This window comes from Streptomyces sp. NBC_01341 (assembly GCF_035946055.1).
Lineage (GTDB): Bacteria > Actinomycetota > Actinomycetes > Streptomycetales > Streptomycetaceae > Streptomyces.
The window spans coordinates 3,960,046-3,975,208 of record NZ_CP108364.1 but is presented as its reverse complement, the minus strand read 5'-3'; the positions used below and the strand labels follow the sequence as shown (position 1 = coordinate 3,975,208).

General features: G+C 71.2%; 15 protein-coding genes. 3 read left to right on the top strand and 12 right to left on the bottom strand.

Translation table 11 applies throughout. The annotated features are described in order from the left end of the window. Positions 1 to 4: 4 nt before the first annotated feature. From OG206_RS17570 to OG206_RS17550, 5 genes are all read right to left on the bottom strand, one after another. Positions 5 to 799, bottom strand: a complete 795-nt coding sequence (locus tag OG206_RS17570) for an aldose epimerase family protein (protein WP_327117113.1) — start codon at positions 797 to 799, stop codon at positions 5 to 7. Positions 800 to 897: 98 nt separating this feature from the next. Continuing rightward, positions 898 to 1,791, bottom strand: a complete 894-nt coding sequence (locus OG206_RS17565) for an SRPBCC family protein (RefSeq protein ID WP_327117111.1) — start codon at positions 1,789 to 1,791, stop codon at positions 898 to 900. A gap of 85 nt (positions 1,792 to 1,876) precedes the next feature. Beyond that, positions 1,877 to 3,475, bottom strand: a complete 1,599-nt coding sequence (locus OG206_RS17560) for a polyamine aminopropyltransferase (protein ID WP_327117109.1) — start codon at positions 3,473 to 3,475, stop codon at positions 1,877 to 1,879. Positions 3,476 to 3,603: 128 nt separating this feature from the next. Next, positions 3,604 to 4,125, bottom strand: coding sequence for a DUF2617 family protein (locus OG206_RS17555; RefSeq protein WP_327117107.1), 522 nt, complete (start codon positions 4,123 to 4,125; stop codon positions 3,604 to 3,606). Between the two features lie 303 nt (positions 4,126 to 4,428). Further along, positions 4,429 to 4,737, bottom strand: coding sequence for a hypothetical protein (locus OG206_RS17550; RefSeq protein WP_327117105.1), 309 nt, complete (start codon positions 4,735 to 4,737; stop codon positions 4,429 to 4,431). 126 nt (positions 4,738 to 4,863) lie between these two features. Here OG206_RS17550 and OG206_RS17545 point away from each other — a divergent pair, with 126 nt between their 5' ends. Next, positions 4,864 to 6,042, top strand: a complete 1,179-nt coding sequence (locus OG206_RS17545) for a pyridoxal phosphate-dependent aminotransferase (RefSeq protein WP_327117103.1) — start codon at positions 4,864 to 4,866, stop codon at positions 6,040 to 6,042. Positions 6,043 to 6,115: 73 nt separating this feature from the next. Here OG206_RS17545 and OG206_RS17540 read toward each other — a convergent pair whose 3' ends face one another. From OG206_RS17540 to clpB, 3 genes are all read right to left on the bottom strand, one after another. After that, the gene (locus tag OG206_RS17540; RefSeq protein ID WP_327117101.1) at positions 6,116 to 6,667 is read right to left on the bottom strand and encodes a YbjN domain-containing protein; all 552 of its coding nucleotides are present in this window, start codon (positions 6,665 to 6,667) and stop codon (positions 6,116 to 6,118) included. Positions 6,668 to 6,737: 70 nt separating this feature from the next. Continuing rightward, the gene (locus tag OG206_RS17535) at positions 6,738 to 7,922 is read right to left on the bottom strand and encodes an MFS transporter (protein ID WP_327117099.1); all 1,185 of its coding nucleotides are present in this window, start codon (positions 7,920 to 7,922) and stop codon (positions 6,738 to 6,740) included. 422 nt (positions 7,923 to 8,344) lie between these two features. Beyond that, on the bottom strand, positions 8,345 to 10,945 hold the full coding sequence (gene clpB, locus OG206_RS17530) for an ATP-dependent chaperone ClpB (RefSeq protein WP_327117097.1): 2,601 nt from the start codon (positions 10,943 to 10,945) through the stop codon (positions 8,345 to 8,347). Between the two features lie 132 nt (positions 10,946 to 11,077). Here clpB and OG206_RS17525 point away from each other — a divergent pair, with 132 nt between their 5' ends. Continuing rightward, positions 11,078 to 11,479: a pyridoxamine 5'-phosphate oxidase family protein gene (locus tag OG206_RS17525; protein WP_327117095.1), complete on the top strand. Its 402-nt coding sequence runs from the start codon at positions 11,078 to 11,080 to the stop codon at positions 11,477 to 11,479. A gap of 132 nt (positions 11,480 to 11,611) precedes the next feature. On the opposite strand, the gene OG206_RS17520 is transcribed toward OG206_RS17525, so the two are convergent. Further along, positions 11,612 to 11,932: a (2Fe-2S)-binding protein gene (locus OG206_RS17520; protein ID WP_327117093.1), complete on the bottom strand. Its 321-nt coding sequence runs from the start codon at positions 11,930 to 11,932 to the stop codon at positions 11,612 to 11,614. After that, a complete protein-coding gene (locus tag OG206_RS17515; RefSeq protein ID WP_327117091.1) occupies positions 11,929 to 12,234 on the bottom strand; it encodes a 5'-nucleotidase in 306 nt (101 codons plus the stop codon). Before OG206_RS17515 ends, OG206_RS17520 begins: the two co-directional genes overlap by 4 nt. A gap of 140 nt (positions 12,235 to 12,374) precedes the next feature. Between OG206_RS17515 and OG206_RS17510 the strand changes: the two genes are divergently transcribed. Continuing rightward, positions 12,375 to 13,358: a helix-turn-helix transcriptional regulator gene (locus OG206_RS17510; RefSeq protein WP_327117089.1), complete on the top strand. Its 984-nt coding sequence runs from the start codon at positions 12,375 to 12,377 to the stop codon at positions 13,356 to 13,358. 129 nt (positions 13,359 to 13,487) lie between these two features. Here OG206_RS17510 and OG206_RS17505 read toward each other — a convergent pair whose 3' ends face one another. Next, complete coding sequence (locus OG206_RS17505; RefSeq protein WP_327117087.1) at positions 13,488 to 13,934, bottom strand: heat shock protein transcriptional repressor HspR; 447 nt, start codon at positions 13,932 to 13,934, stop codon at positions 13,488 to 13,490. 1 nt (position 13,935) lies between these two features. Then, complete coding sequence (gene dnaJ / locus OG206_RS17500) at positions 13,936 to 15,126, bottom strand: molecular chaperone DnaJ (protein ID WP_327117085.1); 1,191 nt, start codon at positions 15,124 to 15,126, stop codon at positions 13,936 to 13,938. Positions 15,127 to 15,163: the final 37 nt, after the last annotated feature.

Here is a 15,163-nt window from a genome sequence, read left to right as displayed (position 1 = left end):
GCGCTCAGAGCCGGACCCAGTTCCAGGTGGTCGTGATCTCCAGCGGCTCGATCGGAGTGACCAGCCGGGGGGCCGTGTTCAGCCCGTTCGGCGGCCCGGACTGCGGCTCCACGCAGACCGCCTCGGCCTGCTCGTCGTAGATCACCACCCACTCGTCCCGGCTCCTGACCGTCAGCTCCAGCTGTTCGGGCCAGGTGAGCTTCACGTCGACCCCGTCGGGCATTCCGAAGCAGTCGTCCCAGGGGCCGGGCCGGGGATCGATCCGGCGCCCGGTCGGCAGGTGGTCGTCGCCGCGCTCCTCCTGCCAGGCGGCGTCGAAGTCGACCCGCACGTCCTGGCCCCCGGTGTTCCTGCGGAACCAGGGGTGCCACCCGGCCTGGGCGGGGAACGAGTCCCCGTAGGTCTCGATGCCGAGGCTCAGCGTCAGCGAGTCCTCGGTCAGCTCGAAGGTCTGCGTCACCCTGCCCCGGTACGGCCACGGGTCGGCCAGATCGTAGAAGAACGCCGCTTCCGACTCGTTCTGGCGGGCGGGCTTCCACGCCGTGTCACGCCCCGTGCCGTGAATGGCGTGCGGTGGGGAGTTCAGCGGCAGCTGGTGAAGCTCACCGCCGCTGCGGAACAGGCCGTTCCCGGTGCGGCCGCACCACGGCACCATGGGGAAGCAGCCGTACCGCTCGCCCTGGCGCAGCAGTTCGGTGCCTCCGATCCGCAGGCTGCTGATCCGGCAGCCATGGACGGGGTCGACGGTCAACTCGGCGTCGCCGGCGGTCAGCCGGACGTTCTTCCCAACATCGCTCACGCCACGACACTACTGGCGTCGCCCGCCGTCAGCGTCTTCGGACCGGATCAGGGCCACAGGGTGCGGCGAACGGGCCGGGCGCGGGGCGGAGGCCAGGTCTACGGCCTGCGCCGCCGCAACGCCCTTCCCACCACCACCGCCGAGGCGATCGCGAGCGCGGCCGCAGGTGCCGCCCAGCGCAGCGTGATGCCGACGACTCCCGCCTCGGGCGAGGGCACCGGGGCGTACCGGCCGCGCGGCGGGGCGTGGTCGACCTCCTCGGTACTGCGGCCGATCATGGTGCGGCGGGCGTGTGCGGCCTCGGCGGGCGGCTCGTCGGGCACGGTGAACTCCAGTTCCGCGGAGGGGTCGAGCGACGGTGGTGGCACGGGCGTGTCGAACAGGGACTCGCCGTCGAGGGACGGCGGTTCCGGGGACGATGCCCCAGGGCCCTCCTTGGGCGACGACTCGGAAGCGGACGGCTCGTCGGACGACTGCTCGTCCGGCGACGGCGAGGCGGACTGCCCCTCGTCCGATGCGTCGGCCGGGCCGCCGGCCTCCGGCGCACCGTTCCGCACGGCCAGGGTCTCCGTCACCAGTTGCTGTGTGAAGCGGTCCAGCAGCCGCTGCGCTGCCGCGACCGCACCCGCCTCGTCCAGCTCCACGATGCGGCCGTCACCGCTCGCGCTTCCGGAGTAGGTGACGGTCGTGCCGCCGGCCGTCTCCGCGAGGGCGATGGTCAGGGCCAGCTCGGCGGAGCCCGCTCCCCGGGCCTCCACGCCCTTTCCCGTCACGGAGAAGGTGTCTCCGCCGTCGGAGGACCGCACGGTCAGGCCCCCGCGATAGGTGATGGTGTGGCCCCCGGCACGGAACTTCAGCCGTCCCGCCAGCGGTCCCGCCGCCGCGTCGGCATCCTGCTGGAGTCCCGGCACGCAACGCGCGACGCGGGCGGCATCGGCCAGCGTCCGCCGAAGGGACGCGACCGGAACCGGAACGAACACCTCATGCTCCATACCACCCGAGCCTACTCAGCCCCGGCCGTCCCGTCAGCGCTTCCCTGCCCCGTGCACCGTGCGGTAACGCATCGCCACACCGTGCTCACGGCTCCTCCCAATACCGCGGGTGCACCAGCGTCGACGGCTGTTCCGGACCCCGCCGGGCGCACTGCGCCGACCGCCCGGCCGCCGCCAGCTCGCGCGCCCCCAGCGTCCTCAGCGCCGGCGCCCCTGGATCGAGGCCGAGCGCTTCCACGCCGTGGGCCGACGCCAGCACGAAGCCCCAGTCCCTGGGGGCCTGCGCACCGCCCGCGGCCCGGTCCGGCCCCGCCGCGAGGTCCGCGGCACGCCCCTCCACGCGGTAGGGCCGGGTCGTCAGGCCGCCCGCCCGCACCGACGCCTCCACCGTCCGGAACGTCGAGGGCCTCCGGCCCACCGGCCCCGTGTGCACGACCAGGCGCCCGCCCGGTTCCAGGGCCTCCGCGACCAGCCCGTAGAACTCCGCCGAGTAGAGCTTCGTGCTGGCGGTGATCCCCGGGGCGGGGAGATCCGAGATCACGACGTCGTAGCGCTTGTGCGTGGCCCGCAGCCAGGTGAACGCGTCGCCGGTGACCGCCGTGAGCCTGGGGTCCTCGAACGCGTGCTCGTTCAGCCCGGCGAGTGCGGGGTCCGTACGGGCCAACCGGGTGACGGCCGGATCCGGATCGACCACCGCGACGGACGCCACGTCCGGGTACCGCAGCACCTCCCGGGCGGCGAGCCCGTCCCCTCCGCCCAGGATCAGCACCCGGTGGTGGGGCCCGTTCATCGCCGGGTGCACGAGCGCCTCGTGGTAGCGCCGGTCGTCGCGCGAGCTGACCCGCAGCCGGCCGTCGAGATAGAGATCCAGCGAGCCGCGGCCCACGCCGGTGAGGACGACCTCCTGGACCCCCGTCCGTACGGCGATCCGCACCTCGCCCCCGTACACCGCACGCCGCGCCGCCCTTTCGAAGTCGTCGGCCATGACCGTCGCCGTGGCGAGCAGGGCGATCACGACGACGTTGGCGACGACGAGCAGCCGGCGGGACCGGGCGCCGAGGTCGTGCCGGAAGACCCACAGCACCAGCGCACCGCCCGCCGCCGCGTTGACCGCTCCGGTGAACAGCGCCCCGGTGAGCTGCCCCATCATCGGGAGCAGCAGGAAGGGGAAGGCGAGTCCGCCGACCAGCGCGCCCACGTAGTCGGCGGCGAAGAGGTCCGCGACGGCTCCGCCCGCGTCCTGCCGGTCGACCCGCTGGATCAGGGTCATCAGCAGCGGGATCTCCGCACCGATGAGGATCCCGATCGCGAGCGAGAAACCCACCAGGGCGTAGCGGGACTCCCCGAGCCAGGCGAAGGAAGCGTAGAGGACCATCGCCGAACTGCCGCCGACCAGCGCGAGTGCCGCCTCGATCAGCCCGAACCCGACGGCGGCGCGGGTGCGTAAACGTTTCGCGAGGAGCGAGCCGATGCCCATGGCGAACACCATCACCGAGAGCACGACGGATGCCTGGGTGACCGAGTCGCCGATCAGGTACGAGGCCAGCGCGACCAGTTCCAGCTCGTACACCAAGCCGCAGGCGGCGCAGACGAACACCACGGCCAGCACGAGGAACCGCCCGGTCCTCGGCCGTACGGGAATCCGCGGCGCACCGCTGCGCAGTGGCGTCTGCTGGTCGATCATGAAACGAACGCTACGTGACGGAAAGGTCGCCGCTTGTCACCCACACGGGTGCAAGTGACGCACGTCCGGCACGCTTCGCACAGGCCCGCGCACCCCCTCCACGAAACGGGCGCCTCGCTCCGCGCCCCTCACGAAACGGACGCCCCGACCCGCGCCCCCACCCGCGTCCGGGTCACCACGAGCTGACCCTCCTGCGGATAGGCGTGCCAGGTCCGCCAGTGCACCTGCCCCCGCGTCCGCTGCGCGAGCATCGCGGTGAACGCGTACGGGCTGCCGGGGAACGTCCCCGCCAGGCCGTGCGGATGATCGGCGACCAGCGCGAGCAACTCCTGCGCGCGCCCCGCGAACGAGCCCTCGGAGAGCGTCTCGACGCGCGCCGCGAACTCGTACTCCCAGTCCCCCATGCGCTCGGCGACCCCCAGCGGCAGGGGCGCGCTGCTGCCCGGCAGACAGGCCACCGTCTCGGAACAGGTGCGCTGCCCCTCCTCCAGCAGCACCTGGTGGGAGGCGCCGAGAAGCCTCATCTGCACTTTCGCGCCCCCCAGTTCGAGGTTCAGCACGGCGAGGGCGGGCAGCGGCTCCCTGCCGAGCGTCCAGGCCAGATCGGCGGCGCGGGTGTCGGAGTAGGCGGTCTGGAGGCTGGTGAGCATGGATCGGCTCCGCAAAACACACAGGGACACGTGGACAGGGGTACCCCGGTGCGGTGCACGTGGGGGGAGGGGAAGCCCGGCCCGACTCGGGTCCGATGGCTGAATGTTCTCTACATCGATGCAATCACGAAGTACGTCGCGCTCACAGCGCTTTTACCCAACTTGCCGTGGTTTCCATCCCTCAGGGGGCAGCACGGTTCACGTGTTCCCCGCACCCCAACCAAAAGATGCCCAGCGGGAGTTCACCCGCCGGGCACCTCGGCTCACCCGCCCCGTCCCCCGTCCGGGGCCGGCGGGGCCGTCTCAGTTGCCGCCGCCCCCGCAGCCACCACCACCGCCCCCGCAGCCACCGCCCCCGCCCCCGCCGCAGGAGTGCCCTCCTCCTCCGCAGGAGTGCCCTCCGGAGTGGCTGCCGCACGAGTGGCCGCTGCTGCTGTCCCCGGCCCACCAGCTGCCGTAGGACCCGCCGTCGCCGCCGGCCCCGGAACCCTTCCGGCCCTTACGCCCGGCACGGCCCGCCGGCGGCTTCTTCCGGCCACCCGACCCGGAGGCGAGGGCGACGATCCCCACCACCACGATCACCAGGAACACGATGAAGACGAACAACTCCACCGACCTCACATCCTTCTGTCCCCCGAAGCGAGGTCCCCGCTTCTTCACTGGCCGGTGGATTCCCGTACGCCGCGCGCGCCAAAGCAGACTTGAGCAACTCCAGAGCTTCGGCACAGGATGGCGTCCATGACACAGGGACGACCGCTGCTCAACCGCCGCCTCGCCGAGTTCGGTACGACGATCTTCGCCGAGATGTCGGCGCTGGCCGTGCGGACCGGATCGATCAATCTCGGCCAGGGCTTCCCCGACACCGACGGCCCCGAAGCGGTCCGCGAGGCCGCGGTCCGGGCGGTACGCACCGGACACGGCAACCAGTACCCACCGGGCCTCGGCGTCCCCGAACTGCGGAACGCGGTCGCTGAGCACCAGCGGCGGCACTACGGGCTGGCGTACGACCCCGACAGCGAGGTCCTGGTCACCACGGGCGCCACCGAGGCCGTGGCCGCCTCGCTGCTGGCTCTCCTGGAGCCGGGCGACGAGGTCATCGCCCTGGAGCCGTACTACGACTCGTACGCGGCCTGCATCGCCATGGCGGGCGGGACCCGCGTCCCCGTCACGCTCCGGCCCCACGAGGGCGCCTACCGGCTCGACCTCGAGGAGCTCCGGGCCGCCGTGACACCCCGCACGCGGCTGATCCTGCTCAACACCCCGCACAATCCCACCGGGACCGTCCTCACCCGCGAGGAACTGGCCGCCGTCGCCGGTCTCGCCTGCGAGCGGGACCTCCTCGTGGTCACCGACGAGGTGTACGAGCACCTCGTCTTCGAGGGTGAGCACATCCCCCTCGCGTCGTTCCCCGGCATGCGCGAGCGCACCGTGACCGTCAGCAGCGCGGGCAAGACGTTCTCGCTGACCGGCTGGAAGGTCGGCTGGATCACCGCGAGCCCGGAGCTGGTCGCCGCTGTGCGCTCCGCCAAGCAGTTCCTGACCTTCGTCTCCGGCGGCCCGTTCCAGTACGCCGTCGCGGAGGCCCTGCGGCTGCCCGACAGCTACTTCGACGGGCTCCGCGAGGATCTGCGCGCCAAACGGGACCTTCTGAGCGCCGGCCTCGCCGAAGCCGGCTTCGAGGTCTACAAGCCCGCCGGGACCTACTTCGTCACCACCGACATCCGCCCGCTCGGCGAGAGCGACGGCTTCGCCTTCTGCCGGGCCCTGCCCGAGCGGTGCGGGGTCGTGGCCGTCCCGAACGCCGTCTTCTACGACCACCGCGAGCAGGGGGCGCACTTCGTGCGCTTCGCGTTCTGCAAGCGCACGGAGGTCCTGGAGGACGCCGTGTCCCGGCTCAAGGGCCTCAGGGCGTCCTGACGGGAACGGCAAAGGCCCGGCCCGGGGTGGCGGCCACGCGGCCACACCCCGGTCCGGGCCTCCACCGCGGGGATCAGGCCTCCGTGGGCTCTCCGCCCTCGGCCTCGTCCTTCTTCTCGGCGGGCTCGAGGCCCAGGTGCTCGACGAGCCACTTGTCGAACTCGATCGAGGCCCGCACCCAGCTGACCGTCGAGGAGACGAAGTGCTCCAGGCTGACGCCGGTGCCGATGAGCATCTGCGCCTCACCGATCAGCCGCACGGAGCCGGCGACGCCCTCCTCGCCCTCGTGGGCGTGGGTATAGACCTTGGGCCACAGGGTGCGGCGGTTCCAGTCGTCGATCGCGTCGAGGAGCACGGGACGCTGGTCCAGAGCGTGCGGACGGTCGTAGAACGTCCGCACCGAGAAGACCTGCTGCTCCTCCTCGCCGCGGAACATGAAGTACGTGCGGAACTCTTCCCACGGCGCGGCGAGGTCACCCTCGTCGTCGACGACGTACTTCAGCTCCATCTGCTCGAGAAGCTGCTTGACGAGGTCCTGGTCCGGAATCACCGGGCCCTCGGGTCCTGACGCCTGCGGTTCGGGCTGGCCCCCGAAGTTGGGGATCGAGGACGGGTCGATAGACATCGCTGGGTACTCCTGTGGATCGCACGTGTTTGCGTGCCTTCGACCCTAGCCGCGATCGAGGCCTGTAGTCCTACGCGCTCAGGGGAATCGTCCCCGCGCTCGCCTGCCTGGCGCGCGCCCACGCGACCGCGACCACGACCGCGCAGGCCGTTCCGACGAGCCCCGCCCCGCCGATGGTCCTGGCCGAGGACCCGGACAGCTCCGTCACCAGGCCCCCGGCGGCGACGCCGATCCCCTGCATGGCGGTCAGCCCCGACCTGGCCAGTCCGAGCGCCTGACCGCGCTGGTCGGCCGGGGTCAGCATCACGAAGGTCGCCCCCGCGGTGATCTGGTACGCCGAGCAGATGCCCGACACCAGCAGCACCAGCAGGGCGACCGCCACGCCGGGGCCGGCCCAGTAGACGAGCAGCGGGAGATTCGCCCCCACGGCGAGCGGCCCGAGCAGCCGCCGGCGGCGCTCCGCTCCCACGGCCGCCCGCCCCAGCAGCGCGGCGCCCAGGACCATGCCCGCGGGGTGCGCGGCGAGCAGGAGCCCCACCGACGCGGCGCTCCCGCCGGCCTCCTCGGCGAACGGTGCGGCAAGACCCTCCGGGAGCACGATGAATCCCGCGAGCCAGCCGAGCGCGACCAGCGACCGAAGCCGCGGGTCCGACCAGATCAGGGCCGCCGCGCTGCGCACCTGGATGTGCATCCGCTTCGGCCGCGCGCCGGCGTCCGCGTCCACCGGCCGCGCCGTGACGCCCAGCCGGATCAGGACGGCCGAGATCAGGAACGTGGCCGCGTTCAGGCCCAGCGAGAGGTGACTGCCCAGCCACACGACCAGCACGCCGCCCGCGGCGAAGCCGACCAGCTGCCCGGCCTGGTGGGTGATCACGATGACCCGCTGCCCGCGTTCGTAGAGGCGCTCGCCGAGCACGGCCGGCATCAGGGCGCCCTGCGAGGCTCCGAACGGGGCCTCGCAGAGCTGCGCCAGCACCAGCAGCCCGGCCAGCAGCGGCAACGGCGTACCGGGCAGGGCCATCAGGCCGACGAGGGCGGCGCGCACCAGGTCGCAGCCGACCATGACCGTGCGCCGGGGGAACCGGTCCGCCAGACCGGTCAGGAGCACCCCGGACAGCAGGGCGGGCAGGGTCGTGAGGGCGTAGGTCGCCGCCGTCCAGCCGGCCGACTCGGTGCGTTCGAAGACCAGCAGCGACAGCGCGACCCGCGCCAGCTGGTCGCCCAGGACCGATTGGGCATATGCCGCCCACAGCAAACGAAATTCGCTGAGGCGAATGAGACTGCCACTTCCGAAATCCTTCGACTCCGCACCGATATCGCCAGGTATCCGCTCCGTCATGCGCGTACCTTACCGTTCCCAGAATTCGAAACCGCCCTGCCCGACAACGGGGAAAAGGGTCCGGAGTGCCCCGATATCGCGCCGGACTCGGCGCGTCGCTCTCATCGGATCCCTGTTGCGATCGAGGGTGACAATATGTATCGGCGGGGTACAAAAAGTGGTGCCCCCGAAGGGGGCCGCCCATCATTCGGCCACGAAAAGTAAAATTTCGGCTCGATTTCATGGGCGACCCCGGGGAAGACACATGCCCGATGCACGCATAAATGCGGACGGGGCCGCACACACGCGTGTCCCCGGCCGGGGCGTGAAGTCCGCCGGCCGGGGACACGAAGCGCGGTCTAGAGGGTCTTCGCCGCGGTCGCGGCTCCCACGATCAGGCCGTCGCCCGCCCGGTCCACCCGGACCGTGTCGCCGTCCTTGACCTCGCCCGCGAGGATCTCCTTCGCGAGCCGGTCGCCGATCGCCGTCTGGATGAGACGGCGCAGCGGCCGGGCACCGTACGCCGGGTCGTTGCCCTCCTCGGCCAGCCAGGCCAGGGCGTCCGGGGAGACGTCGAGATCGATCCGGCGGTCCGCCAGCCGGGCGGCGAGCCGGGCCACCTGGAGGCCCGCGATGTGCGCCAGTTCGTCGCCGGACAGCGCGGAGAAGACGACCAGGTCGTCGAGCCGGTTGAGGAACTCCGGCTTGAACGAGGCCCGCACCACCTCCAGGACCCGGGCCTCCTTCTCCTCGGGCCCGACCGACGGGTCGACCAGGAACTGGCTGCCGAGGTTGGACGTCAGGATCAGGATGGTGTTGCGGAAGTCCACCGTCCGGCCCTGGCCGTCGGTGAGCCGTCCGTCGTCGAGCACCTGGAGCAGGATGTCGAAGACCTCGGGATGGGCCTTCTCGACCTCGTCCAGCAGGACGACGCTGTACGGACGGCGGCGGACCGCCTCCGTGAGCTGGCCGCCCTCCTCGTAGCCCACGTAGCCGGGCGGGGCACCGACGAGCCTGGCGACGCTGTGCTTCTCGCTGTACTCGCTCATGTCGATGCGGATCATGGCCCGCTCGTCGTCGAACAGGAAGTCCGCGAGCGCCTTGGCCAGCTCCGTCTTGCCGACACCGGTCGGACCGAGGAAGAGGAAGGAACCGGTGGGCCGGTCGGGGTCGGCGATCCCCGCGCGCGTGCGGCGCACCGCGTCCGACACGGAGCGGACGGCCTCGGTCTGGCCGATGAGGCGCCTGCCCAGCTCGGACTCCATGCGCAGCAGCTTCTGGGTCTCGCCCTCCAGGAGACGCCCGGCAGGGATGCCCGTCCAGGCACCGACCACGTCGGCGATGTCGTCCGGGCCGACCTCCTCCTTGACCATGGTGTCGACGGCGGCCTCCTGCTCGGCCTCGTCGGCTTCCGCCAGCTCCCGCTCCAGGCCGGGGATCTCCCCGTACAGCAGCTTGGAGGCGGTGTCGAAGTCGCCGTCGCGCTGGGCGCGCTCGGCCTGGCCACGCAGTTCGTCGAGGCGCTCCTTGAGCTCACCCACGCGGTTGAGGCCCTGCTTCTCCTTCTCCCAGCGGGCCGTGAGACCGCGCAGCTCCTCCTCCTTGTCGGCGAGGTCGCGGCGGATCTTCTCGAGGCGCTGCTTGGAGCCCTGGTCGCTCTCGTTCTTGAGAGCCAGCTCCTCCATGTGCAGACGGTCGACGGACCGCTGGAGCTCGTCGATCTCCAGGGGTGAGGAGTCGATCTCCATGCGGAGCCGCGACGCCGCCTCGTCGACCAGGTCGATGGCCTTGTCGGGCAGGAAGCGGGACGTGATGTAGCGGTCGGAGAGCGTCGCCGCGGCCACCAGCGAGGAGTCGGCGATCTGGACCTTGTGGTGCGCCTCGTAGCGCCCCTTGAGGCCGCGCAGGATGGCGATGGTGTCCTCGACGGACGGTTCGGCCACCAGGACCTGCTGGAAGCGGCGCTCCAGCGCGGGGTCCTTCTCGATGCGCTCGCGGTACTCGTCCAGCGTGGTGGCACCGACCATGCGGAGCTCACCGCGGGCGAGCATCGGCTTGAGCATGTTGCCGGCGTCCATCGCGGAGTCGCCCCCGGCGCCCGCGCCGACGACGGTGTGCAGCTCGTCGATGAAGGTGATGACCTGGCCGTCGCTCTCCTTGATCTCGGAGAGGACGGTCTTGAGGCGTTCCTCGAACTCACCGCGGTACTTGGCGCCGGCGACCATCGCGCCGAGGTCCAGCGAGACGAGCCGCTTGTTCCTCAGGGACTCGGGGACGTCACCCTTGACGATGCGCTGGGCGAGGCCCTCGACGACGGCCGTCTTGCCGACGCCGGGCTCGCCGATGAGCACCGGGTTGTTCTTCGTACGGCGGGAAAGCACCTGTACGACGCGGCGGATCTCCTGGTCCCGGCCGATGACCGGGTCGAGCTTGCCCTCGCGTGCCGCGGCCGTGAAGTCGGTGCCGAACTTCTCCAGTGCCTTGTACTGCCCCTCGGGGTCGGGAGTGGTCACCCGGCGCCCTCCCCTGCTCTTCTCGAATGCGTCCAGCAGCTTCTTCGCGCCGGCACCCTGTCCGTCGAGGATCTCACCGGCGCGGCCGCCCTTCGCCGCGACGGCGATCAGCAGGTGCTCGGTCGAGAGGTAGTCGTCGCCGAGTTCCTTGGCGCGCTGGTCGGCGTCGGCGAGGACGGCGAGCAGCTCGCGGCTCGGCTGCGGCGGGGCGACGGTCGACCCGGTGACACTCGGCAGCGCGCCGAGGAGCCGCTCGGTCTCGGCGCGCACGGTCGCCTGGTCGGCCTCGACGGAGGCCAGCAGGTCGGTGATGTTCGCGTTGTCCTCGCCCGCGAGCAGCGCCAGCAGCAGATGCCCGGGGGTCAGATCGGCGTGGCCGTCCTTGACGGCCCTGCTCGTGGCGGCGTTGAGGGCGTCGCGGCTCTTGTTGGTCAGCTCGGCGTCCACGGGCGTCGTCTCCTCCTCGTGATGGTCCTGCGCTATGACTCGAACAACGGGTACAAAGTTGAGTCTATTCCACTCAAGCCTGAGGATGCGCCCTGCCCGGGCCCGAATCCCCGATGTCTCTAGGCTGACCCCATGCCTGACGTACGCAACCCCGGCCCCGAGTACCTCGCCTTCTGGCGGGAGCGCCACGTGTGCACCCTGACCACGCTCCGCCCGGACGGCACGCCGCATGTGGTGCCGGTCGGCGTGACGTACGACCCGGAGACCCGGATCGCCCGCGTCATCACCGGCGGGAACACCAGGAAGGCCGCCAACGTCCTCGCCGCCGGCCCGGGGGGTGCACGGGTGGCGGTCTGCCAGATCCAGGGACGCCGCTGGGCGACGCTGGAGGGCACCGCGGTGGTCCGTACGGACCCCGAGGAGGTGCAGGACGCCGTGCGGCGCTACGCGGAGCGGTACGAGCGCACCCCGAGGCACAACCCCGAGCGCGTCGTCATCGAGATCGCCGTGGACAGGGCGCTCGGAAAGGGCTGAAGAATTCAGCCCGCTTTCCGCATTCCGTCCGCCATGATTCCGGACAGCACAACGGCGCCATCGTGTTCAGGTCACGATGGCGCCGTTGTGTGGGGGAAGTGCCGGAACGATTTGGAACGACGGGGGAATCGTTCAGGCACTGCGGGGGGTGGCGGAAATGGTCTCTGGTTCGAACAGCTCATGGTCCCGCTGATCAAGATTGACGAAAATCATGCCGTACCGCACGGCGCAGCGAACGGGCTGTGGAGCACCGCGCGGCCGGCGGAGACAGCGATAGGCGCGGATTTCGTCGTCCGCCTCCATCACCACGACGACCGGTTCTCCGAACAGGGTGACCATCAACGAATCGCCCGGGCGGGTAAGTGCCGTGAGCAGATCGATGAAATGCCACCCTGAGCGGTACGCCGTAGCCATCTCCCGCCGGAAGGTTCGGTCGTCCGGAGGCGTGGTCATGCGCCTGCCGCACCCGTCGGAGTGCTCCAGCTGATCTCACCCGGGGCCGCAGCGGGCGTACCCCAGCTGATCTCACCGGGCGCGCCTGCCGCTTGCACGGACCAGCTGATCTCGCCGGGCGCGCCGGCCGGCATGCCCCAGCTGATCTCGCCGGGCGCCGACCCCGCCTGTACGGACCAGCTGATCTCACCCGGCGCCGCCGCCCGCTCCGACCAACTGATCTCGCCGGTTCCTGCCGCCCCGCCCGCCACGCCAAGGCCCAGGGCCGCGACGAAAGCGGCGGCAAGCACCGAGCGAAGCATTCGCTTATCCATAGTCGGCTTCGTCCTCACTTGTGGATTCCTCTCCCCCGCATCCACGACGATGTCTTACCAGGACCCCACAACGCCACGGGGACGATGCATCATGTTCCTGCATGTTCAGGAACATGGGGGGTGGAGATATGACCACAAGCAGCACAATAGGGATACATCCTCACGGGGTCACCGACCTGTGCGAGGAGGGAAAGCGCCTCTACGCCAGCGCCCTGCGTTCCGGCCGGATTTCGCGCGCCGAGGTCCACCCCGCCCCCTGCCTGATGGACTTCGCGCTCCTGCACCCCGACCCGGACGACACGACGTGGCTCAGGCCCGTCCCTCCCTCCGCCGCTCTGGCCCAGCGCCTGCACCCCCTGGAACGGGAGATCAAGGAACGCCGGCGGCGCTCCGTCGAGCTCGCGGAGTCCTTCGAACCGTTCATGGACATCAGCGCCCAGGACCCGCCGACCACCCACGCCATCACGGTGCTGGAGGGCGGCAACCGGATCAACGCGGCGCTCGACCTCGCGACCGCCGAATGCCGTACGGAGGTGCTCACCGTCCAGCCGGGCGGTGACCGGGGCGAGGACCGCCTCAGCGAGGGCCTGGAGCGCGCCCTGACGGTCGTCAACCGCGGCGTCAGCATGCGCACGCTGTACCAGCACACCGTCCGGCACAGTCAGGGCACCCTCGCGTACGCCGCCCGCCTGGCCCAGGACAAGGTGGAGATCCGCACCCTGGAGGAACTCATCGAGCGCCTCCTCGTCTTCGACCGGACCGTGGCCTTCATACCCGCGCAGAACGACGACCAGGTCGCACTCGAACTCCGTCACCCCGGGCTCGTCAACTACCTGGTCAAGGTCTTCGAACAGCTGTGGAGCCGCGCGTCCCCGCTGCTCGGGGAGGCCGGGTACGACCCACCGACCAAGGGCATCAGCGGTGTGCAGCGCTCCATAGCCCAACTCCTCGTCGAGGGACACGTGGACGACTCGATCGCCCGCCGCCTCGGCATGAACGTGCGCACCTGCCGGGCCCACGTCGCCAAGCTGTCCGCGACGCTCGGCAGCACAAGCCGCGCCCAGCTCGGCTACCTGATCGCACGGTCGGGACTCCTGGACCAGGACTCCTGACGGCGCGCCCGCCCCGTCACCCGCCCGATCCGGGTCCACGACGCGTCACGGGCGCCCTGGCGCCACGCGAAAGGGGCCCGCCCGGAGGAGTCCGAGGACTCCTCCGGGCGGGCCCCGTCATGGCCTCGCTCAGTCCTTCGGCCGCTTGGGCCGCCACACCACCAGGGCACCGCTCTGCTGCACGTCCTGGTACGGCACGAGGTCGCGCCGGTAGGAGGCGTGCACCTGGGCCTCGCGCTGCTGCATGGCCACGGCCGCCCCGTCCACCGCCGCCGAGAGCTCGGCGACGCGCTGCTGGAGCGCGGCGACCTGGTTCTCCAGCTCGATGATGCGCTTGATGCCGGCGAGGTTGATGCCCTCGTCCTGCGACAACTGCTGCACGGTCCGGAGCAGTTCGATGTCGCGGGCCGAATAGCGCCGCCCGCGCCCGGCCGTGCGGTCGGGAGAGACCAGACCCAGACGGTCGTACTGGCGCAGCGTCTGCGGGTGCAGGCCCGAGAGCTGAGCCGCGATCGAGATCACGTACACCGGTGATTCGTCGGTCAGCTGGTACGGATTACGTCGACGACCGTCCATCTCAAGCTCCCTTCGCAGCCTGGAACAGCTCCGCCCGCGGGTCCTCCCCCGCGGTCGCCTTCCGGTACGCCTCCAGCGCGTCCCGCGCCTCGGTGCCGAGCTCCGTGGGCACGGACACCTCGACGGTGACCAGGAGGTCGCCACGGGTGCCGTCCTTGCGCACGGCGCCCTTGCCACGGGCCCGCATGGTACGCCCGTTCGGCGTGCCGGCCGGGAGTTTCAGGGTGACCGGGGGCCCGCCGAGGGTGGGCACCTTCACCTCGCCGCCGAGCGCCGCCTCCGGGTAGGTGACGGGCACGGTGATCGTGAGGTTGTCGCCCCTGCGGCCGAACACCGGGTGGGCGTCGACGTGGACGACGACGTACAGGTCACCGGCCGGGCCGCCGCGCTCGCCCGGGCTGCCCTTGCCGCGCAGCCGGATCCGCTGGCCGTCCAGCACGCCCGCGGGGATGCGGACCTGCATCGTGCGGGCGGACTTGGCCCGGCCGCTGCCCTTGCAGACGTCGCAGGGGTCCTGGGCGATGAGGCCCCGGCCCTTGCAGTCCACGCAGGGATCGGTGAGCGAGAACCCGCCGCCCGTCCCGCGCGACACCTGACCGGTGCCGACACAGGTGGGGCAGACCCTCGGGGTGCCGTTCTTGTCGCCGGTGCCCGAGCATGCCTTGCAGGGGGCCTGGCTGGACATCCGCAGTGGGACCGTGGCCCCGTCGACCGCCTCGGTGAAGCTCAGCGTCACCTCGGACTCGATGTCCTGTCCCCGGCGCGGCTGGACACGCGTGCCCCCGCCGCCCCGGTTGAACAGCCCGCCGAAGACGTCGCCCAGGCCGCCGCCGCCACCGAACCCGCCGGCTCCGGGACCCGCCTGTCCGCCACCCGGCGCGCCTCCGAAGAGGTCGCCCAGGTCGAAGTTGAAATTGCCGCCCGCGCCGCCGGGCCCGGCCCGGAAGCCTCCGTTGCCGAAGAGGGCGCGCGCCTCGTCGTACTCCTTGCGCTTCTTCGGGTCGCCGAGGACGTCGTTCGCCTCGGAGATCTGCTTGAAGCGCTCCTCCGCCTTGGCGTCACCCTTGTTGGCGTCGGGGTGGAACTCGCGCGCCAGCTTCCGGTACGCCTTCTTCACCTCGGCGTCGGTGGCGTCCTTCGGGACGCCGAGGACCTTGTAGTAGTCCTTCTCGACGAAGTCCTTCGTGCTCATCGACGTCCCTCCTTCCGGACGACAGGCCGTGCGGCCG